This window comes from Vibrio sp. YQ_11, assembly GCF_043103065.1.
Classification (GTDB): Bacteria; Pseudomonadota; Gammaproteobacteria; order Enterobacterales; family Vibrionaceae; genus Vibrio; species Vibrio parahaemolyticus.
This window is the reverse complement of record NZ_JBICJM010000050.1, coordinates 25,160-47,628: the sequence shown is the minus strand read 5'-3', so window position 1 is coordinate 47,628 and position 22,469 is coordinate 25,160. Positions and strand designations below refer to the sequence as shown.

Here is a 22,469-nt window from a genome sequence, read left to right as displayed (position 1 = left end):
CGAGGCGTATTCTTTTTCACTCGAGCGATTTTTGTGGCGGTGATAATTAATTAAATATTTGCGGCATCAAACAAGAATTAATCTCGCTGTTGTTGTAGTTCAAAGTGTTCAGTAATTCACCTTGCACAGTCAGGTTCTTAATTCCCATGTGCCGCATATCAGATTCAGTGTAATACCAACCATTCGCGAGCGTTGAACGTTGGCATGTATTCGTTCTCGTATGCCCATAAACGGTAATATTTGGATCCACTCCTACTTTATTGTAGAACTCCGCTTCTTTAATTCGTAAACGAGTAAGATAGCGATAAAACTGCTTTTCGTATTGCGAAGGAACCGATTGATCCCACATCTCGTCACTCTGATTCGCGCAAGCAGAAAAACACAATTGGCTGACGATCACATCCATATCGTTGTTTTTTATGAAGTGACCAAACTCGATCCCGACGCCAATATCACCACCACTACTGGTAATGCGTAATGTTGTCACTTTCTGGTCACTATCATTCACCATTCTTATGGCTTCAAGCACGGCATCTCCGGTAATCATGCCGTCGTACACCAGCGTATTGCCTGTAATGGTTAATTGGTTTTGTGTCGGGAAAGCCATTTTTTGAGTCGCGCACCCAGATAACAAAATAGCTGCGGATATTAAACCGATTTTAAACTTCATCCTTAAACTCCAATACAAACCACTCACTTCGGACTTCATTAAAACGCTCTGTACTTTTTAAGCTTGAAGGAATAGTTATCGAGACATTCATATCTTAAACAACACTATTGTAGTGATAAAAAAACCATTCAACTCAATAACCTAAAAACCAAGTAATGAATTACGACAAGTTTCACGCTTTAATTAGAGATAGTTTTTATTAAAACTCTAAGGGAATAATCCAAAACATTTAAACAATTAATATTTATAATTAATTAACTACGAAAGCATAAATAAAACCAATAAAAATAATATTGATTAATTAGAATGATATGCGCTGCACTGCCACCACTTTTGTTTTAGTGCCATAAAGTCACCCTATCGAATAAGACCGCATCCGATTTATACAACTGCGACAAACAGAAAAGTAAATTTCCGAGAAAATTACGTCGGCTTATGCCAGAATGTGTTCCCTCACTCAACAAGCCTGTAATGTAATGAAATACCAAGCTGCTATTTTTGATATGGATGGTTTACTTCTTGATACTGAACGCGTCTGTATGCGTATTTTCCAAGAAGCATGTGAAGTACAAAACCTTCCGTTTTATGAAGATGTTTACCTATCGATCATTGGCCGCAATGCGGCAGGAATTGAGACGATTTTCCGCAAAGCCTACGGCGAGAATTTAGACCGCCTGCATCTTGAATGGCGCACTCGTTACAACGCAGTTGTCAAACACCAAGCTATCCCTGTAAAAGATGGCGTTGTTGAGTTGCTGGAGTGGTTGAAAGCACAAGGTTTACCTATCGCGGTCGCGACATCTACTGCGAAAGAAGTGGCAAAAATCAAACTGGAATTAGCAGGGTTGAGCAAATACTTCGATAACTTAACGACAGGCTGCGAAGTGAGCCACGGCAAACCCGATCCAGAAATCTATTTGCTGGCAGCGAACCGTCTGGATGTAGAGCCAAGCCAATGTTTGGCCTTTGAAGATTCCAATAACGGTGTTCGCGCCGCTGTAGCGGCAAACATGATCACTTATCAAATTCCGGACTTGGTTGAACCTTGCGATGAGGTGAAACAATTTGGTCACTCTATCGTGCCTTCACTGCACGAAGTATTAGCCGAGCTTAAACAGACTCGCTAACCCTCATCTGAATTCGTTCCAAAGCTCAACGTCGACGTTGGGCTTTCTCTTAGTTTCTTACCCATCTCATATTCCCCCTCTTAATTGAATCGACTCCCTCAACCTACACGAATTGAGAATTGAGCCAGTTCACGCCACGAAAGAAAATCAGGTAGTTCAGTGATCAATCAGTGGAACGAACCAGTACAAGTTTGCAACAAATCGTCAATATACCGTTTGAAGCACGTTTTTCGGGTCAAAACTGGCTGATAATGAGAACTATTGGACAAAAAAGTCCAAGTCAGCCCAAAACAACAAAATGGAGAGTGTTATATGTCTTTACGTATATTAGCAGCAACCTTGGCACTGGCAGGATTGAGCTTCGGCGCACAAGCCAGTGCCGAGTGTGAGGTTTCTATTGATGCTAACGATATGATGCAGTTTTCGACCAAAACATTGAGTGTTCCAGCAACTTGTAAAGAAGTAACGCTAACGCTCAACCACACTGGTAAAATGCCAGCGCAATCTATGGGTCACAACGTTGTCATCGCAGATACAGCCAACATCCAAGCGGTAGGCACTGACGGCATGTCTGCTGGCGCAGATAACAGTTACGTGAAGCCAGACGACGAGCGCGTTTACGCTCACACGAAAGTCGTTGGTGGCGGTGAAAGCACCAGCATTACATTCAGCACGGAAAAAATGACGGCTGGCGGTGATTACTCATTCTTCTGCTCATTCCCTGGTCACTGGGCGATCATGCAGGGTAAATTTGAGTTCAAATAATCTTTGAATTCAATTTGAGTGTGACTAAAGGGAAGCGCGTGCTTCCCTTTTTACTAGGCGAATCCGGTCATGCTCTCTCATCCGATAAGTCTTGTATCGGCATCGGTTTGGCCAGATAAAAACCTTGTACTTTGTCGACGCCACATTGCGCGACGAACTCATATTCGGCTTGAGTTTCTACGCCCTCGGCTACTACTTCGCAGTTGGCAATGTGCCCGAGTTTAGCCACGATTCGGTATAACTCGCGACCCTTTTCGCCTGTGGCATCAAGCAGTAATGAACGGTCAAGCTTGATCTTATCAAACGGATATTTGAGCAAATGCGGAAACGAAGCATAACCCGTTCCGAAATCATCCATTGCAATGCGAATACCACACGCTTGCAGCGCGATCATCGTATTGGTCAACGACACTTTATCGTTTAGCACCGCCTCTTCGGTTATCTCGATTTCTAACCAATCTGGGGACACGCCATAGTGCTCAAGTCGCCCTTGTAAGTGCTGAACAAAATCCGCTTGTTCGATCGTCGAAACCGAAATATTGATCGCAACTCGACGTGACGGCGATAACGACATTGTTTTCATGTCCGACAGCACTTTTTCGATGACCAACTTATCAAGTAGCGGCATGGCATCTAGCATTTGGAAGTCACTGATGAACGTTGGAGGGCACAGTTTTCCCTCTTTGTCTATGTAACGAATCAGCGCTTCATAGGAGAACACTTTCTCTTCATGAGTCGATTGTAGCTTTTGATAAAACATAACCAGCTCCCCTTCTCGCAGAATTGAAGTCAAACGCTTCTGAGCTGATGATTTGTTGATACTGTATATGTTTGAATCTTTCACGCTATTAAGCAGAGACTTAAACAGCGATTGTTCAATACCATTCAAAGCATTGTTCAGCCCGAATTGACTCGCGTGTTTGCCAGCATAAGCAAGATAAAAAGGTCGATAGATCAATACTCCTGCCGCGATCACTATCAGTTGAAGTATTGTGCCTTGGATATGATTTCCCATTGCTACATATCCACTGATCAACGGCGGCGTCATCCAATTCACGATCTTCTCGACAGGGTCAATCATACCCGACGCAATGCTCGCATAGGTGATCACGAAGCTCACCAAAGGCACCAGCACAAATGGGATGATGAGAATAGGGTTAAAGATGATCGGCAAACCAAACAGCAACACTTCATTAATGTTGAACATCACCAATGGCGCAGCCGCCAACGCCAACATGATGTGGTTGCGCTCTCTGGCAAAAATCAGGATACACAGAAGCAAACAGACGCTGTTTCCCGAGCCGCCCATAGACAAAAAGGCGTCGTAAAAACCTTGACTGATAACGTTGAGCGATGCTTCGCCAGCTTGCCAAGCGGCCATATTGGCTTCGGTCGCGGCGTATATCTGCTGCTTGATGGCAAACAACATGTTGTGAGCATTGATGCCCGTCGCCCCTAGCAACCCCAAAACGGTTTGATAGATTAAACCGCCTTCAAGCGTTAAAGGATCGACGCCGATACTGCGCACTGCACCACTAAACCACACCATGATCGCCGCAGTAACGTGAGACAGGCTTACCGCGACAAGAACAAATACGAAAAAGTGCAAAACGTCTTTAAACAGCCGAGAAGTAAAGTCCAGTGCTTGGGGTTCAAGCAATTGAATTCTCAAATGTTTGCAGTACAAATACGACATCATGGCGCTGATCAGCGCCAGCAGAGAGTTATTGGGCAACGTATACGTCGCGGATAAGCTTTCATTTTCTATCGACACCAAATAGAACATGATCAGCGAATAAATGATAAGCACCACGCTCGATACATTGGCTTTGTGCGACAAATAATATGCAGCAACCACGCAAAATGCCGTGGGATATAGGTTGATCAAAATGTCGGAAAGGTGGAAAAGCAGTAAGGAAACATCACCCAAGCCCGCCACTCGAAATGCGTGACCGAGTAGAATAGCCAGCGCGTTGGATAATGTCAGTGGGAGAAGCAGTAACGCGATTGAAGCTAAGTCTGTTAAGTAAGATTTAGACCCAGCTCGCCATTGCTCTGCGATTACAGCCAGACGCTGAAAAGGGGCAAAGAAGAGTTCGCGGCGAGTTTGCATGGAGAGTTCTTTTGTAAAGTAGTTATCTTCAACTGCAGAAAATGCAGAAAATGCAGCCGTTAATACAACAGCCGAAACTCAGGCAAACATTGTTGATGGGTAATGTCGTTTTTCGTATTAAGGTCAAACAATGGGTACTAAATGCCAATAACAGCACGGAAAAGTTGCCAACTTAATTTAGCGACTATACATCGCTCGATCCAATGAGATTATTGACCTTCACGACAAACAAAAGGCATACATAACTTATGGTTATTACAGAAATTACCACTTACTCATAAAGCTCATTTGTTCCTCTTTTTATATAACTTTCGATGAACAACTTAGTAATAATGCTAAGCACAAGCAAGCAGCAAAGCATGCCATCCACATGCTTTGCCGCCGCATCGGTTTCATCATCCTATTGCCAGTTTAGTGCTCGCGTAACGCGCTTTTTTCTTTCTAGGACTGGCTAAGAAGTACGCCAAAGTAAGGGGGCCTAATCGTCCCATAAACATCATGAAGATGATCACTAACTCACCCGGTTCGGACAAACTGCCCGTTAAGCCTCGCGACAAACCAACCGTACCCAGTGCCGAGACCGCTTCGAACATAATGTCTAACATAGACGCTTTCTCTGTCAGTAACAGCGTGAAGATGGCAAACCAAGTCACACCCACCGAGATCAGAGTCAGCGCCAATGCCTTGCTGATGGTCTCTTTGGGAATCTCGCGTTGAAAGGCATAGGTTGCTTCATCACGACGCAAATAGCTGTAAGTTGCCAAGACTAACACCATAAATGTCACAACTTTAATACCACTTGCCGTGCTCAATGATCCACCGCCGATAAACATCAACACCAGAATGATCGCCGTTGTGGCATCTTCCAACTGATCGATAGCTAAAGTGTTGAACCCTGCCGTTCTTGGCGTCACCGCTTGAAACCACGATGCCCACCATTTCCCTGCTTCGCTCAACGGGGCAAGCGTGTTGGGGTTGTCATATTCAATCAGGTAAATCGCGATAAGTGCCACCACGTTAATGATCATCGTGCCTAAGATCATCATTCGACTGTAAACGGTGAGTCGGTGCCAACGGCGATTGCGTTTTAAGTCAATCCAAACCGAGAAGCCTAAACCACCAATAATAAACAAACTGGTAATGGTGAAGTTAACGACCGGGTCGTCCACGTAAGGCATTAAGCTATCGGCACTCAACGCAAAACCTGCATTGTTAAACGCACTGATGGTGTAGAAGAAACCATGGAACAGACTGGTTTTCCAGCCCAGCTCTTCACTCCAATAAACGCTCAAAATAGTGAAACCAATAAGTTCAACGAGCAGAGCGAACATCAATACAGATTTAGCAGTGGCAATGAGTGTCGACGAGTCAGTTTGGTTGAACGCCTCTCTCGCGACGGCTCGCTCCAAAAAGCCTATTTTTCCGCCCAGAGCCAGCAAAGTCACGATGGCAAACGTCATTAAACCTAGGCCACCACATTGAATCAGGAAAGCAATAACCACTTGCCCAAAAGGCGTAAACGCCGTGCCCGTGTCTACCACAACTAATCCCGTCACCGTAATGGCCGATGTCGCAGTAAACAGGCTTTGAATCCAAGTGATGGGCTCTGTGGTGGCAATCGGCAGTTTGAGTAAAACTGTGCCGAGCATGATCAAGCACGCAAAACTGAGGCTAAGTATCAATGGCGGTGCGCCCAACAATTTTTTACCCGCTTTAGGTTTTCGCTCGATTGGGATAATAGAGGGATGCCACAAAACCATGTTACACCAACCTTGGAGCGACGTATTTCAGCTCAGCGCGACTACCACAAAGCAACAGCGTGTCGAACTCATTAAGCACAAACTCATCATTGATATTGGTGTAGACGGCTTCTTCGCGCTTCACCAAGATAGGCTGAATGTTGTAACTGCCTCGGCTGATCAACTTAGAAAGCGGCGTATCGTGCAGATTGGATTTAACGTGGATTTCCACCACATACAAACCATGCCCCATTTCCAAATAGTTGTTCACCATCGGATAGTTGAGTGCCTGCGCGACTCTTACGCCCATCTCCTCTTCCGGATGAATAATGCGTTGTACACCCAGCTTAGATACGATGGTGTGGTGTGCTTTGGTGCTCGCTTTGACCCAAATAGATTTCACGCCTAAATTTTTCAGCGCCAGCGTACACAACAAACTGGCTTGCATGTCTTCGCCAATCGCCACCAACACCACATCACTGTTCGCTAACGCTAACTCTCTGAGTGCGCCTTCGTCTGCTGCGTCACATATGACCGCTTGCGTTAACTCTTCGACGTATTTTTCGACGATTTTCGGGTCGCTATCCACCCCCGTTACCGTGTGTCCAAGATGAATAAGTTCTAAGCTGGCGGCAACGCCAAATCGCCCTAAACCAATTACTGTAAAGTGAGCCATATCAATACCTAACTGTGTTTTATGTATAGAAAATGCTAATGCGTTAAGGGCTAGACTCGCGGAAAATAGGCAACACGAATCCTGTTCGAGTGCTGATAACCAGCACTAAACCTTGGCATTAACGTTGATTAAATTTGGAATTTAGTGGTGCTTGGACGTCTCAAGCACTAAACGATAACCCAGCCCCGGCTCGGTTTTTAATAGCCGCTGTTCGTCAGCACTATCGTTCAGTTTTTTGCGTAGTTGACTCACTAGCACGCGTAAGTAGTGAGTATCTTCGACATGACTTTTTCCCCAAATCACCGCTAGCAAATGAGTTTGCTCAATGAGTTTTCCCGGCTTGAGAATCAATTGTTCAATGAAAGAAAACTCTTTCTTGGTGAGTGGAATTTCCCTCTGATCCAACCAAAATTGGTGAGTACTTTTGATGATTTTGACTCGGCCAGCCACCAGCTCATCAGCGACGGTTTGCTCATCCACCAAATCTCGAACCAGCACTTTGATGCGCGCGATGAGCTCTTTTACGCCAAAAGGCTTGCTCAAGTAATCATTCGCACCCGCTTCTAAAAGGCGGATTTTTTCCTCTTCTTGATCGCGAGCTGTCAGCACTAGCACTGGCGTTTTATAGGTCTGACGAAGCGCAGTGAGGAACTCCGTCCCATCGCCGTCGGGCAAGCCTAAATCTAGCAGAATGACGTGCGGCGAATGCGCTTCGAAACACGCTTTGGCTTCTGCAATGGTACTCGCGCCAATGTAATCAAACCCTTCAGCAGACAGCGAAATTCGAATAAAGGTATGAATGCGAGGCTCATCGTCCACGACTAAAACTTTGTAACTCACGCCTGCTCTGCTCCTTGATTGAGTGGAAGTCGAATGCGGATCAGCGTCCCTTCTGATACTGGCATAGATTGAATCTCTCCTTGGTGTGCGGTGATGATGCCTTTGGCAACCGCGAGTCCCATTCCGGTTCCTGAATCGGCCGATTTGTTGTTCACGCCGGAATAGAAAAGGTTGAATATTTTTTCCGCATCTTCAGCTTTGATGCCAATCCCCATGTCCCGAACATCAATCACGCACGACGAACCATGCTTAGAAAGTGAAACCTCAACAGATTCATTCTCTGGTGAAAATCGCATGGCATTATCCAACACATTAAAAATCGCTTGTTCGATGAGCGAACGACTTACTGACAAATGACCAACGGAATCATCTATATTCATGGACACTTTCTCGGTGTAATTCGGCAAACGAGAAACCGCATCCCGAACAATATCTGCAATCGACTCGTCTTTTTTGGTAATTTTTAATGTACCGTGCTGGAGCTTAGTCGCCTGTAAGAGGTTCTCGATATATTGATGCAAGCGGTGGCTTTCTGAAGTCGCACTGTCGAGCAATTCTTTACGCTCTAAGTCATTGAGCTTGGGCATGTACTCGTTGAGTGTGGTCAGTGTTCCAATAATGGTTGCCAGCGGCGTGCGTAGGTCATGGGACACCGATAGCAGGATGCTGTTTTGCAGCTTGGTTTGTTTTAACTCGCCCTGCTGGCGACGATAAAGATCTGCAAAAGTGCTGGTGATAAATGCCACCACCATAAACACGACTAGATTAAAAATGTCTTCCGGACGAAGCATCTGCAAAGAGTAACGAGGCGTCGTGAAAAAGAAGTTGAAGCTCAACGCTTCGATCACCGCCGCCGCATAAGCGAATCGCGAGTTGCATTGAAACGCCACCACCACAACTGCTAACTGCAAAATCAGCAGGACCGCAGCTGTAGAGCCAAACAATTGGTCCAACAGCCATGAGGCCACAACCGCGCCAACAATCACGATGGCAGAAAAGAGAAATGTGTTATCTCGCCAATGAGCAAACATAAAGTACATCAACCAAAATTCGATGCAGAAACTTTAGCAAAAGCCCATTCGGAGTTCGCGTAAAAAAAGCGTAAAAAATGCAAGAACGACAGTGAGTTATAGACATAACCATCATTAAGTTGGCCTAACTTAATGAATAATCACAAGTAAACGTCACCCATTGACGCCTACTCACTCGGTATAAACGGCAGACATAAAAAAGAGGAGCATTTGCTCCCCTTTCGTTTAGTATCATTTAGATGCAGCTGTTTGGCAGCATCTTACTCAGACAAAAAACCGCCGGTTTGATGCTTCCACAACTGAGCGTAAACGCCACCCAATTGCAGCAGCTCGTGGTGTGAGCCTTGCTCAATGATTTTGCCGTCATCCATTACAATCAAACGATCCATCGCGGCAATCGTTGATAAACGGTGAGCAATCGCAATCACTGTTTTTCCTTCCATCAGAACTTCAAGGTTTTCTTGAATTGCCGATTCTACTTCTGAATCAAGTGCAGACGTTGCTTCATCCATGATCAAAATTGGCGCGTTTTTCAGCAGCACGCGAGCAATCGCCACACGTTGACGCTGACCACCAGACAGCTTCACACCGCGTTCACCCACTTCAACATCGTAGCCGGCATTGCCTTGTTCATCTTTCAACGTTTGGATGAAGTCATGCGCGTGTGCTTTTTCAGCGGCGTTAATCACAGCCTCCATTGAAGCGCTTGGATCACCGTAAAGAATGTTCTCTTTAATTGAGCGATGTAGCAAAGAAGTGTCCTGCGTGATCATACCGATATGTTGACGCAGCGACTCTTGTTCGACTTGCGAAATGTCCTGCCCATCAATACAAATCTTACCCGTATTCACATCGTAAAAACGCAGCAACAGGTTAACCAACGTGGATTTACCTGCCCCAGAGCGACCGACAATACCGACTTTTTCGCCCGGTTTGATGGTCAGGTTCAAGTTCTCAAATACCGCCTTTTCGTCACTGTAGTTAAAACCTACGTTGTCGAAACAGATCTCACCTTGCGAGATTTGCAGAGGCTTGGCATTTGGCACGTCTTTCACTTCAACGTCGTTTGAAATCGTATTGATGCCGTCCACTACCGTGCCAATGTTTTCAAACAGCGCGCTAACTTCCCACATGATCCACTTCGACATACCTTGCACACGCAACGCAATACTGATGGCAATCGCAATGGCACCAATCGTCACGGCTTCGTCTAACCAGAGGTAAACGGAGATAGCACTGATAGACAGAAGCAATAAATAGTTGATGGCATCGACACTGAACAGCAAACAAGTCACCATGCGCATTTGGCGGTAAACCGTCACCAAAAACTGCTTCATGCTGCTTTCTGCGTATTCCAACTCTCGTTGCGAGTGCGCGAACAATTTCACGGTAGAAATGTTGGTGTAAGAATCCACAATGCGTCCAGTCATAACCGAGCGAGCGTCCGCTTGATCTGTCGCAACCTGCTTCATTCGTGGGATAAAGTAGAACTGAATCAGAACATAAATGCCTAACCAGACCACAATCGGCAGCATCAACAAGCCATCTGCTTCGCCCATCATCCAAATCATCGACAGAAAATAAACGCTGATGTAAACCAGTACATCCACCAGCTTCATCACTGTTTCTCGTACCGCTAACGCGCTTTGCATCACTTTGGTCGCGACTCGGCCTGCAAAGTCTCGTTGGAAAAAGCCAACGGCTTGTTTCAGCAAGTAACGATGAATCAACCAACGGATAGACATCGGGTAATTACCCAATAACGTTTGGTGCATCACCATCGAGTGCACAAAGCCTAAACACGGCATCACAACGACAACAAGCAACACCATCATCATCATGCGATCGCCTTGATCCGCCCAGAATGTTGCACGGTCTTGGTTGGCAAGAATATCCACCAATTCGCCCATGTAACGTAAGAGCGTCACTTCCGTCACCGCAATCAATGCACTGAATATCGCCATGACAAGTAAAGGGGCTTCAAAGCCACGAGTGTAAAAGCGACAGAAGCCAAAAAGCGTCTTCGGTGGCTTTTCGGTTTCCATCTGGGGAAAGGGTTGGGTCAGTTTTTCAAACCAATTAAACATAACAACTACTTTGGTTACCGCGAATAAATTTGCGGACGTTTTACTATCTTTTGATACGAAAGTCAGTAAAATACCGAAACAAAAGTTCAAATGATAATAATTACAATTAAGCTTCTTGTTAAATATAATTATCGGAAATGTATTTATGACGAAAAATAACTTACTGACCGTTGCGATCCGTAAAGCAATGGTTTGTGCGATTGCGCCTACAGTAGCAGTGGTTGCGCTTTCGGCGAACGCACAAGATGACGTTACCGCAATGGAAACCATCACCGTCACAGCACAAGCGTTAAAAGTAGAAACACCAGCGGCAGAAACACCACGCAGCGTTTCTATTATCTCTGAAGACGAACTTCGCGTTCGTGCACCGCAAAAATTGGACGAAGCATTACGCTACACATCTGGCGTAACCGCTCAGCCTTATGGCGCCGACAACGACACCGATTGGTTCAAAGTTCGCGGTTTTGATGCTGCGACTTACCTAAACGGCAACCGCCTATTCCGCGACGGTTACTACACATGGTTGGTCGAACCTTACGGTCTAGAAAGTGTGGAAGTAGTTAAAGGCCCATCAGCTATTCTGTTTGGTGAATCGGCACCAGGCGGTATCGTGAATGCAGTACAGAAAAAGCCAACGTTTACGCCTCAAGGCGAAGTAAAAGTCGAAGTGGGCAACAACCAACACCAGTCTGTGGGTTTTGACATTGCTGATGAAGCAAACGACGATGGCACAATCCGCTACCGTTTGGTTGGCCTGATGACAAGCCAAGATGGCGAACTGGACGGCACCAACAACGAGCGTTTTTATCTAGCGCCAAGCGTCGAGTTCGACATTTCTGACCGCACAATGCTGACCGTTTTGGCTACTTACCTTCGTGATGACGGTGTGCCAACCAACCCATTTTTCCCAGCGGCAGGTACTCTGATTGGTTCTAACTTTGGCAAAATCGATCCTTCGACTAACCTTGGTCAGCCAAACTACGATAAATACGAACGCACACAGTTCTCTCTAGGTTACTTGCTAGAGCACGACATCAATGACACGTGGTCATTCTCGCAAAACCTCAACTACGGTTCGAATGAGTTGTACTTGCGCAGCTCTTACGCATTCTCAAACAACGATCCGGCGAAAGAAGAATTAACGCAAGGCATCGTATTCCGTGACGGCAAAAACCAGAGCATCACGTTCGATAACAATGCTGTCGGCAACTGGATGACAGATAACGCAGAACACACAGTGCTCGTCGGTATGGATCTGCAATTCCACAAAACCGATGGCGACGAACAGGACAACTACGCGTTTGGCACCATCAACCCGTGGAACCCAGTTTACGGTAACTTCAATCCACTTGATCCTTCAAAGAACGTGAAACGTGAGATTGAGAAATCTCAAGCAAGTGTCTACTCGCAATACCAATTGAAACTGCATGAACAATGGATTGGTAACGTGGGGGCTCGTTACGACTGGGTAAAAACAGAAAACGCTGGCAAAGGCGCAGGCGTTGATCAAAACGAATCTCGTGATGATGGTCAGTTGTCTCTCAGCGCGGGTGTGATGTTCCTTGCAAACAATGGTTTGTCACCTTACGCAAACTACTCTCAGTCGTTTGAAGTGATCAGCACCATTGATGCGGCAACCAATGAACTTTACAAACCGCTAGAAGGCGAGCAAGTAGAAGTGGGTGTGAAGTATGAGCCAAGCTTTATGGATGGCTTTATCAACCTGGCATGGTTCGACATTACGCAAAAGAACGCGTTGGTGACCAACCCATCAACATGGATCGCGACACAAACCGGTGAAGTGACTTCTCAAGGTATTGAGCTTGAAAGCACGGCGCAGCTAACCGACGATCTAAAACTGATGGCAAGCTACACCTACACCAAAGCAAAAACAGACGAAAGCTTTGGCAAAGGCAAAAAACAAGCCGCGCTTATTCCTGAACACCAAGCTTCGGCATGGGTAGACTACAGCGCGTACAGCCTAATTCCAGGCCTAAACATCGGTACTGGTGTTCGTTATGTGGGCGAGTCTAAAGATAACCCTAAGAGCTCGAACCTAACCGTTCCTTCAGTGACTCTTTGGGATGCGTCGGTCACTTACGACATCACTTCACAGTGGCAAGCACAGCTAAACGTGAACAACATTCTGGATAAAGAATTTTTATCAGGTTGCGATTACTGGTGTTACTACGGCCAGTCTCGCTCTGTCATGCTAAACGCAAACTACCGCTGGTAATTGAACTTTCTACTCCCCTCTCTTGAGGGGAGTTTTCTCCTGAGAGCCATCCATGTTTCAACTGTCTAATATTGAGATCGTTCGAGGTGGACGTCAGATCCTCGGCATCGACCAACTTAACATCCCAACGAATGAACTAACTGTCGTTTTGGGCCATAACGGTTCAGGCAAATCGACACTGGTAAACCTGCTTTCTGGTCAAATGTCACCAGATAAAGGCACGGTAGCATTAAACGACACTTCCCTTTCATCACTCAAAACCAAAGAGCTGGCAAAGCAGATAGCCTATTTGCCACAAAAGCTGCCCTCCTCGGCTGGTTTAACGGTAGAAGAGCTAGTGCGCTTAGGCCGCTTTCCGTGGCGTGGCGCACTTGGTCGTTGGAAACCTGAAGACAAACAGATTATCGCTGAAGCCATGGCTCGCACTGGCGTAGCTCCGTTTGCTCAAGCATTAGCGGACGATTTATCGGGCGGTGAGCGCCAACGCGCTTGGGTGTCTATGCTGTTGGCTCAACAATCACCGATTTTGATCCTAGATGAACCGACCTCCGCGCTCGATGTTCACCATCAATTTCAACTGATGGCGCTACTGGCAGAGCTGAATCGAACCGAGAACGTAGGCATTATCGTGATCCTGCATGATTTGAACTTAGCATTGCGCTACGCAACCCACATAGTTGCGCTCAAAAAAGGTCAAATTGCCTTTGAAGGCAACGCCGAAATGCTGCTTGATGAAGCGCGTTTGTCTGCACTTTACGAATCACCAATTAAGCTCATTGACCATCCAACGCCCGCGGAAACACTTGCTAGCCAGAAGGTGGCGGTGGTATGTGCATGATGGTTCGATTTCTCAAACAACTAAGCTGCACGACTCTACTTTTCACAGTGATGATTGCACGAGCGAACGCAGACATTACCGTTCATGATGCGTACGGAGCGGTGACTTTTGAGCAAGTGCCGCAACGCGTCGTGGTTCTCAACTGGGACATTTTGGAGCAAGTGCTCGCGTTGGACATCGAGCCCATTGCTGCGCCTAACTTGCCGGGTTATCGCCAGTGGGTAGTGAATCCTTACGCACCAGAATCCATTGAGGATATCGGCACTCGCGCCGAACCTAATTTAGAGAAAATCGCGAGTTTGAAACCCGACGTGATCCTAGCAGCTTCTCCCCAGCAAGATTTGATTCCCCTGCTCAGACAAATCGCGCCGGTGGTGTATTTGCCGAATTTTTCGCAAAACGAAGCCGCGGCTCAAACCGCAATCAAGCATTTTCGTACGCTAGGTACGCTGTTTGATAAACAAGAGTTAGCGGAACAAAAACTGGCAAAACTCAATGACTCATTCAAACAACTGCGTGACAAGATTCGTCAGCATTATTCTGCCCCATTAGACGTGTTGGTGATGCGCTTCTCGACACCCAATTCTGTTCTGCTATCAACGGAAAATTCGACCACTGACTATGTGGTTGAGCAGCTTGGGTTAACCAACCCTATCCAAGTCTCTGCGCGCGCTTGGGGCATCAAACAAGATCGCATCAACCGCTTACAAAACCTTGAACAAAGCTACGTACTTTACGTGCAGCCTTTCCCGCAAGAGAGTAAGTTGAACAGCTCACCACTTTGGCAAGCGATGCCATTCGTGAAAAAACAGCGCGTAAATTCGGTAAGAGCGGTGTGGGCCTACGGCGGCGCGATGTCTTTGCAATACATGGCAGAAGCCATTACCGACAGCTTAATTGAACTGGCACCAAAACAATGAGAACGAAACCGTACATTGGCTATGCCGCGCTGATTGCGTTGCTTAGCCTATTGAGCTTACAAATTGATACGAGCTTGTCGTTGAGTGAACAATGGCAGTTGTTCACTCAACCAGAAAGCGCCAGCGAATTTCGTGATGTTTTCTTTATGCAGTCTCAGTTACCTCGATTGAGCATCACATTATTGGTTGGTGCAATGCTCGGGCTGACTGGCAGTTTGATGCAGCAGTTAACGCAAAACAACCTCACCTCACCGCTGACCTTGGGCACCTCTTCCGGTGCTTGGCTTGCGCTGGTCATCGTTAACATTTGGTTTGTTGACTGGGTGGCCGACTATTCCGCTTTCGCTGCAATGGCAGGTGCTTTGGTCGCGTTTGGTTTGATCATTTCGATCGCTGGTGTGCGCAATATGACGGGGTTACCCTTAGTGGTCTCCGGTATGGTCATCAACATTTTGCTTGGCTCCATCGCGACAGCTCTAATTATTCTCAATGCACAGTTTGCTCAAAACATCTTTATGTGGGGAGCGGGCGACCTTTCACAATACAGTTGGGATTGGTTTGAATGGTTGCTGCCACGTTCTACTGTCGCAATCGTCATTTTGATTGTCGCACCACGCATTCTGACCCTAATGAAACTGGGACAAGAAGGCGCAGCAGCCCGAGGCTTAGCGGTATTACCCGCGTTTGGGGCGTTAATGGTGATGGGTATTTGGCTAGTATCAGCCTCAATCACTGCGGTTGGTATCATCAGTTTTATCGGCTTGTTAACACCAAACATCGCCCGCGCAATGGGAGCGAGAACGCCACGCGATGAACTCATCAGCAGCATGTTGCTTGGCGCTGCGTTGCTGCTTATCACCGATTCTGCGGCGATTTATCTCAGTTTGTTGTTAGAAGAAACCATCCCAAGCGGTGTGGCGGCGGCGGCCATTGGTGCACCTGCGTTGATCTGGTTTACTCGCAAGAAACTGACAGCTACGGATCAGCTGAACTTGTCGATGAGCCAAGGAAAAACGGCCCTATCGAACGCAGCAGTTTGGGGCATTGCAGTAATGGGAATCATCGGCATTCTGGCGTACTCATTTGTTACGCACGGTATCAGTGGTATTGAGTTTGCGATTCCTGGCGAGTTCCAATGGCAACTGCGGTGGCCACGCATGATCAGTGCGATTTCAGTAGGCGTTGCCCTTTCCATTGCCGGGATCATTTTGCAGCGCATCGTTTACAACCCACTCGCGAGCCCAGACATTCTCGGTGTGTCATCCGGCGCAACCTTTGCCATTATCATCACTGGTGTGATGGTTGGCTCTGTACTCGCCGCATTTAACTGGGGCGTCGCTTTTCTGGGCAGTCTGACCGTATTGATGCTGCTGCTCATTATCGGGAAACGCAGCCACTTTAACCCTTCTAATTTTGTACTCTCGGGTATTGCCCTTAGCGCCCTATTACAAGCTCTCGTGCAGTTTGCGTTGGCGCAAGGCTCTGGGGAAAGTTACAAGATTTTGCTCTGGCTCACGGGCTCAACGTATCGCGTCACCAGCACAAGTGCATTGATGTTGCTTATCGCCGTGTTGGTGCTTTTAGCGATTGTGTTTGCGTTGTCACGTTGGCTAACACTGATTTCTATTGGTCGAGCGTTTTCTAACGCGCGCGGGCTGAATCCATCATCTGCAAACACGATTTTGCTTGTTATCGTTGCTCTGCTGTGTGCCTTTTCAACGGCGACGGTCGGCCCCGTTTCCTTTGTTGGTTTGGTCGCACCACACATGGCGATGATGCTAGGAGCAAGAAAGGTCAAAGAACAATTATTCGTTGGCAGTTTGATTGGTGCAACGCTTATGGTTTGGGCGGATTGGTTAGGGCAAATCGCCATTTACCCGAGCCAAATTGCAGCAGGTACGTTAGTCGCGATTATCGGTAGTACCTACTTCTTGTTTCTGATGCTCAAAAGCAAGTTCCGATAACTTGGCGTAAAGATAAGCGAAAAAAGAACCCCGCTCTTTGGGAGTTTACTCCGAAGCAGCGGGTTTCTTTTTAATGCGAGTTAGTTGAATCCAGCGTCGTTCGATTCATCATTCGAAGCAGGAAAACGCTGCTCGTAAAGCTCCATAAAGTCCTGACGAATCAAATGTTCTAAATGGTTCGCCTTATCTGTCGGGCAGAAGATCATCACATGCACAATCTGCTCACCATTAATATGACTTGAAATGTGGATGTGCGGCTCTGCACCCGGCAGATCAACGCCAGCATGCTTCTCGATCATGGCATTGTAACGATGAGCCACATCACTAAAGTAACTGCAATGCTCATCAATTTTGTCCGTTAACGGTGTCAGCAGCGGATACAGGTTGACGAAGTCTTTCACCACAATAGTGAAATTATGGTAAACATAACGCTTCATGAAGTTGAGGTTTTTAACCGGATAGGTGAAAAACATACTATTAGGCAACGTCGCGGTTTTACCCGTGTAATGGTATTGCCCGTGATGCAAATCGATCTCTTGAATCACCGTCGCCATCATGTTGTGTTCGATCACCTCGCCACACAACTTCCCCACTTCAATCCAATCACCCACTCGAAACGAGCGCGAACTCGCACGTTGAATCGAGCCTGTAAAACACAAAATGATCTCTTTCGATGCCACCACAATAGCGACCGCAATCGCTGTAACACTGAGCGCAAACTCACTGATTTCTGATTGCCAGAGAATAAACAGGATCAGCAATGTGAAGGCAAACGTACCGTTTTTGGTTCTCGACATCCAACTGCGTTGATCTTCGGTTAAAAAGGCATGATCACCGCGAATCATCGACAAAATTGAACGACGTACCAACCACATAAAAAACAAAATTAATGTGGTAAACAGCATTTTGTGCGTGAGAAGAAAATCGACGACCAACTGCACTTTCTCCATTACCCAGCTCCCTTGTTACAGACTTATTATCTTTCGAATAGTAATGGGTAACCATAACAAATTATTCTGTCAGTTGTCCGTGTCCACTCTCTTTAAATACGATAAAGGCACGTCGATTCAGTGCGTTTGCTTCCGAAGTCGTTTGATTTATGACCGGTTGCAGTTCACCAAACGCTTTGACCTCCCAAACAAGCCGCGACGCATCAAGTTTGGTCTTGAGATATTCGACCACAGTTTGAGCTCGTCGCTCTGCCAATTTTTCATTGTAAGAAAGCGAGCCGACTTGATCAGTGTGTCCTGCAACCAAAATGCTGCCTTCTAACCCTTGTAACTGTTCAATGAAATCATCGAGCTGAGTGAGATCTTCAGCTTTCAACTCTGACTGATCAAAGTCAAAGTGTGGCGTCATGGTCATATAAACCTTACGCTCTGGCTTTGGAGGTTCGCAGAATGGCATCTCATCGTATTTTTGCGCCTCCTCAAACATGACGTACGCTCGGCGGTTTTCGGCTCGCGCTTGCTCTGCAGTATCGAGCGTAAGCGGTTGAGTCTCGCCAAAGTGCTTGATCTCCCAATCATAAAAAGTGGGATCAAGCTGCTGCTTGAGGTACGCCGCAACGGATTGTGCTCGGCGTAGAGAAAGCGCGTCGTTGTACTCGTTTGAACCTTTGTAATCAGTGTGACCGACAATGGTAATGCGTCCGCTTAAACCTTGAATATCGCGAATAAACGCATCCAGACTTGTCGCATCTGCTTCACGGATATTGAATTTGTCGAAATCAAAGTGCTCTGCAACGGCAATATGAATTTCTCGCTGCGGCGCTAAGCACTCACTAATAAGAAATTTAGAGACATTCACATCGGAGAATTTCTCTCGGTTTTCTTGGCTCACGTAAGTCTCGGTAGCGCAACCTGCTAACAATGCACCAATCATAATGCCGCTCAACAAGCGAATCGTCGTTTTCATGTGACCCTCTTATAACTTACCAACTAGGTTAATGAACACGCCTGATGCGTCGTAGTCATCATCATTCGCAAGGTTGCTGTCAAAGCCTGAGAAGTTATAGCCGACGCCGACTTTGAAGTTGTCGCCAAGATGTTTGTTCACTGAAATCAGCGCACCTTGCTCTAACTCATCGTAGGTCGAATCGGTCTTCCAATGGTACTCGCCTGTCACGTCCCACTCTTTCATCACTCGGTAAGAAGCACTTAAGCCGTACAATGAGATTTTGCTGTCAACCGGAATGTCTTCACCCGATTGACGAGTGAAAAGTTCATGCTTGTTTTTGAATGCGTATTTCGCGCCTAAATCCCAGTTGGCATCAAGTGAATAGATGCCTTCCACTTCAATGATATGGCTTTCTTCATCTTTGTAATCCACATCGCGATTGAGTTGGTCGAAGTCCACTAAGTAGGTGTAGCGCGACAACAAATTCAAACGATCGTTGTAAATTGGGCGATACGCCAATCCAGCGGTCGACTCAATAAAACGAGCCAACATTTTGTCGCTCGATTTGCTTACTGAGCGTGAGTAATTGAACTTACCGAATAAGGTGTACTCTTCCGTCATATGATGGGTGTAACGGTTGGTCGTCACCCATTGGTCAATGCGTTTTTTGTCTGGGTCAGCAGAGTCATCTGTCTTATCGACACGATATTCCACTTTGTTCTTGAACAACACATCATCGACATCAATCGAGGTGCTTACACTCACCGCTTGGCGCTCGGTGGTGATGTTTTGATTATCCTCGATTTCGCCTTTCTGATAGCCGATACCCATGTCGATGTCGTCGTTCATGTCGTAGCCAAAGCCGAATGAATCGATGCGACCTTTACCGTTGTCTTCATCCACAAATTGGTTTTCTTGGTAGAAATCGACCGTTGAAGTCAGATCTGCACGTTGGCCGACAATCACGTTGTTTTTGCCTTCGTAGCTGTCATCGACATAGGTTAAGTAAGTGCTGTAGTCTTCCGTCACATCATAAGTCACGCTGGCTTCAGCCGCATCGCCACGATCGCCCGTGGTGTATTCTGCGCCGACGACGAAGTCTTCTAAAATACGCGTTTCACCACCAATAGTGACGCTGTCGTTCTCATCGTACTCATCTGTTTTTCCAACGGTTTTTTGCCCTTTGATGTAAACATTGTTGTCGCTATCCCAAATGTAATCGGCACGCAGGCCCGCTAAGGTGCCTTTGCCTTTTTCGTCTTCGTTGTTTAACTCTTCGACTTGTTTACCTGCTGCGGAAATCTTGATGTGTTTGGTCACTTTGACCTGAGTTTCCAGTTCTGCCTGTTGAGAATCCGTTCTTAGTGTGCCGTCGGACTCACGCTCTTCCATCGAGGTAAATCGAGTTTTCACCGCAACACGATCCGTTGCTTGAAGACGGATTTCCGTACCATAAGATTCTTGTTCTAAATCGTCATCTTGGCTTGCGTAGCTGTAACCTGCATCTTTAGATTTGTACCAAGCTTTCACATCGTTACCCACAGCAGAAAACACGCTCGGGGCGATATCGTAGAGGTTCATCACCCCTTTCACTTGATAAGAGTCACCTTCACGATCATCCGCACTGCCACCAATAGGCGTAAAGGTTAAACCGCCATCGAAAGAGACATAGTTAGAATCGGTTTGACGACCTTTACTGTGGCCGAACTCTGCTTTCAAATAGGTGCCTTCTGATGCTCGTAGCGTTAAGTCTGTGCCGTACGCTTCGTAGTCTTGGTTATCTTTTTCCTCGGTTTGATAGTTTGCACCTACACCGATGTAGTCGTTTACCCAACCTTTGACGCGTCCACCAGCGGTCATTGCACCGAGCGCTTCACTGCCTTGAGGCACGTATTCATAATCAACAGCAAGATAGTTGTCATAACCGTCAGCTGGGGAGTCGTTAATGACCGAGCCAAAGTTGTCAGAAATGATGTTGTTTAGCGGTTTGGTTAGAATAATTCGGCCTTGGTATGGGTCGACTTCATAGTCACGTCCCGACTGCAACGGCAGTTCTTGCAAGGTGATGCCGCTGTTTGGGTCGACCACCTTAACCATCACTTTGTCGCTGCCCGGTACAACTTCGCCATGGCGTAAGAAGTACAGCGAACCGCCAGTACCTAAAAATTCATCGTGCGCAAACAGCGAATCCGATTCGGCGGCAAAGCCTACGATGTTAAGACGATCTTCACCGAACTTCGTGGTAGAACGTGTGCGATAGTCACCTTTGAAACCATATAGGCTGCGGTTGTAATCGTTGTTGTCAGTACCAGTTATACCTGTGTTGTAGTTCCCCCACAAAACGTTGGATTTGTCGTATTCAACGTTGAGATACACTTTGCCTTTGGTGTTGACCACTTTGTAGATGTTCGAGCTGTCACCGTAGTTGCCGTAATACATTTCATCGTCGTCTTCGAGAATGTCGAATACGCTGGATGAATCAGAGGCAAACGGGTGCTTAAACATGTCTCGCACGTCACTCTCTTTGGTATCAAAGTGGGTGGTGATTCGAAGTTTGTCACCAAACTTACCTTGGCCAAAATACGCTAAGCGACCTTGGTTGTAGATATCATCTTGATATTGGTCATCAACCGCCAATGCTGCCGAATTACCTGTGACTTTGTTTTTACCAATGTAGAAGTCCGCCAAACCCGCTTGTACCCAATATTCATCCGGAATACGCACGTACAGTTGGTAACGTCGCTCTTCACCGCTATCAAATACCACACGAGTTGGGAATAGATAGGCGTCGGCTGGCAAGTATTGTTCGGCGTAAAGCTCGCCCTCTTCTACGTCAAATTCATCTTCACCAATCACCACCTTGTCGACACCTTTTAGTCCCGTCCCCATAAACCTTGCCAGACCAGCCGAGGTAGGAATGTTGTGGCGCATCAACTGAGCTTTGCCAAGCTTACGGCTTTGATCTTCTTCACCATCATTCTTGTCGATGTCGACTTCAGAATCGGGTTCAACAAGATCGATCACACCGACACTTGTCACGTCCATGTTGCCGTCTTTATCAAACGCTTTTAAGCGAAACAGAAGCTGCGTGTTGGATTCAAATTGGTAGTCTTGAGCGGTCTTGCCATCCCAAACGATGTTGAAATCGTTGGCAAATTGCTGACCTTCCACCACCGCCAGCGGAGACACCAAACCACGATCGCCACCGCGATACACTTCTAATTGGTAATGATCCACGTAGTAGCTGAAGTTGGTGGTGATAGCAAAACTCATCTCTTGCAGAGGTTTGCCGTTTCTGACTTCCACATTGCTGCTGATGCTCAGATCCAGCACCGGGTCAAAGCGCATGATGTCACGGCTAACCCAAATCGCACCTTGTTCCAGATAAATACGAGAATTGTCGGTTTGTTCATGCGTGTTAACTTCAATACCCAGTGAGTCACTGCCCAGCTTTTCTAACTGGCTGGTGTCTTTTGCGTACGATAGGATCGGCAACGCCGCCGCGATACATATCGTCAGTTTTGATTGTCTAAATCTAATCATAATTTTCTTGCTTAACCGTGG

16 protein-coding genes are annotated in these 22,469 nt (G+C 46.6%); 6 read left to right on the top strand and 10 right to left on the bottom strand.

What is annotated here, in order from left to right; translation table 11 throughout:
• Window positions 1-46: 46 nt before the first annotated feature.
• The gene (locus ACF8EG_RS21925; protein ID WP_069505726.1) at window positions 47-670 is read right to left on the bottom strand and encodes a hypothetical protein; all 624 of its coding nucleotides are present in this window, start codon (window positions 668-670) and stop codon (window positions 47-49) included.
• A gap of 476 nt (window positions 671-1,146) precedes the next feature.
• Between ACF8EG_RS21925 and ACF8EG_RS21920 the strand changes: the two genes are divergently transcribed.
• Together ACF8EG_RS21920 and azu are read left to right on the top strand one after the other, a co-directional pair.
• The gene (locus tag ACF8EG_RS21920; protein ID WP_025572982.1) at window positions 1,147-1,797 is read left to right on the top strand and encodes an HAD family phosphatase; all 651 of its coding nucleotides are present in this window, start codon (window positions 1,147-1,149) and stop codon (window positions 1,795-1,797) included.
• A 312-nt stretch (window positions 1,798-2,109) separates the two neighbouring features.
• Complete coding sequence (gene azu / locus ACF8EG_RS21915; protein WP_005463034.1) at window positions 2,110-2,562, top strand: azurin; 453 nt, start codon at window positions 2,110-2,112, stop codon at window positions 2,560-2,562.
• 67 nt (window positions 2,563-2,629) lie between these two features.
• Here azu and ACF8EG_RS21910 read toward each other — a convergent pair whose 3' ends face one another.
• The 6 genes from ACF8EG_RS21910 to ACF8EG_RS21885 all read right to left on the bottom strand — a co-directional run bounded on the left by ACF8EG_RS21910 (window position 2,630) and on the right by ACF8EG_RS21885 (window position 11,048).
• Entirely contained in the window at window positions 2,630-4,675 is a 2,046-nt protein-coding gene (locus ACF8EG_RS21910) for an EAL domain-containing protein (RefSeq protein WP_069505724.1), read from the bottom strand.
• Window positions 4,676-5,070: 395 nt separating this feature from the next.
• Complete coding sequence (locus ACF8EG_RS21905; RefSeq protein WP_021484042.1) at window positions 5,071-6,435, bottom strand: TrkH family potassium uptake protein; 1,365 nt, start codon at window positions 6,433-6,435, stop codon at window positions 5,071-5,073.
• Between the two features lies 1 nt (window position 6,436).
• Window positions 6,437-7,090 (bottom strand): TrkA family potassium uptake protein, encoded by a 654-nt coding sequence (locus ACF8EG_RS21900; protein WP_069505723.1) that lies wholly within the window; start codon window positions 7,088-7,090, stop codon window positions 6,437-6,439.
• Window positions 7,091-7,231: 141 nt separating this feature from the next.
• Complete coding sequence (locus tag ACF8EG_RS21895) at window positions 7,232-7,930, bottom strand: response regulator transcription factor (RefSeq protein WP_025442991.1); 699 nt, start codon at window positions 7,928-7,930, stop codon at window positions 7,232-7,234.
• Entirely contained in the window at window positions 7,927-8,961 is a 1,035-nt protein-coding gene (locus ACF8EG_RS21890) for a DUF4118 domain-containing protein (RefSeq protein WP_175423239.1), read from the bottom strand. Before ACF8EG_RS21890 ends, ACF8EG_RS21895 begins: the two co-directional genes overlap by 4 nt.
• A gap of 260 nt (window positions 8,962-9,221) precedes the next feature.
• Window positions 9,222-11,048, bottom strand: coding sequence for an ABC transporter ATP-binding protein (locus ACF8EG_RS21885; RefSeq protein WP_005499711.1), 1,827 nt, complete (start codon window positions 11,046-11,048; stop codon window positions 9,222-9,224).
• A 145-nt stretch (window positions 11,049-11,193) separates the two neighbouring features.
• Between ACF8EG_RS21885 and ACF8EG_RS21880 the strand changes: the two genes are divergently transcribed.
• Genes ACF8EG_RS21880 through fhuB form a run of 4 tightly spaced genes read left to right on the top strand, consistent with a single transcriptional unit; the run spans window position 11,194 to window position 17,006 of the window.
• Window positions 11,194-13,284 carry a TonB-dependent siderophore receptor gene (locus tag ACF8EG_RS21880; protein ID WP_031850980.1) on the top strand — a complete coding sequence of 697 codons (2,091 nt, stop codon included), beginning with the start codon at window positions 11,194-11,196 and terminating at the stop codon, window positions 13,282-13,284.
• 52 nt (window positions 13,285-13,336) lie between these two features.
• Window positions 13,337-14,122: an ABC transporter ATP-binding protein gene (locus ACF8EG_RS21875; RefSeq protein WP_020841411.1), complete on the top strand. Its 786-nt coding sequence runs from the start codon at window positions 13,337-13,339 to the stop codon at window positions 14,120-14,122.
• Between the two features lie 50 nt (window positions 14,123-14,172).
• The gene (locus ACF8EG_RS21870; protein ID WP_049876713.1) at window positions 14,173-15,042 is read left to right on the top strand and encodes an iron-siderophore ABC transporter substrate-binding protein; all 870 of its coding nucleotides are present in this window, start codon (window positions 14,173-14,175) and stop codon (window positions 15,040-15,042) included.
• Window positions 15,039-17,006 carry a Fe(3+)-hydroxamate ABC transporter permease FhuB gene (gene fhuB, locus ACF8EG_RS21865; RefSeq protein WP_015313546.1) on the top strand — a complete coding sequence of 656 codons (1,968 nt, stop codon included), beginning with the start codon at window positions 15,039-15,041 and terminating at the stop codon, window positions 17,004-17,006. The genes ACF8EG_RS21870 and fhuB overlap by 4 nt, the downstream gene beginning before the upstream one ends.
• 80 nt (window positions 17,007-17,086) lie before the next feature.
• Here fhuB and ACF8EG_RS21860 read toward each other — a convergent pair whose 3' ends face one another.
• The 3 genes from ACF8EG_RS21860 to ACF8EG_RS21850 form a co-directional block, all read right to left on the bottom strand.
• Window positions 17,087-17,956: a mechanosensitive ion channel family protein gene (locus ACF8EG_RS21860; RefSeq protein WP_025546423.1), complete on the bottom strand. Its 870-nt coding sequence runs from the start codon at window positions 17,954-17,956 to the stop codon at window positions 17,087-17,089.
• Between the two features lie 61 nt (window positions 17,957-18,017).
• A complete protein-coding gene (locus tag ACF8EG_RS21855) occupies window positions 18,018-18,923 on the bottom strand; it encodes an OmpA family protein (protein ID WP_025793801.1) in 906 nt (301 codons plus the stop codon).
• 9 nt (window positions 18,924-18,932) lie between these two features.
• Window positions 18,933-22,448 (bottom strand): hypothetical protein, encoded by a 3,516-nt coding sequence (locus ACF8EG_RS21850; protein ID WP_069505718.1) that lies wholly within the window; start codon window positions 22,446-22,448, stop codon window positions 18,933-18,935.
• Between the last annotated feature and the right edge of the window lie 21 nt (window positions 22,449-22,469).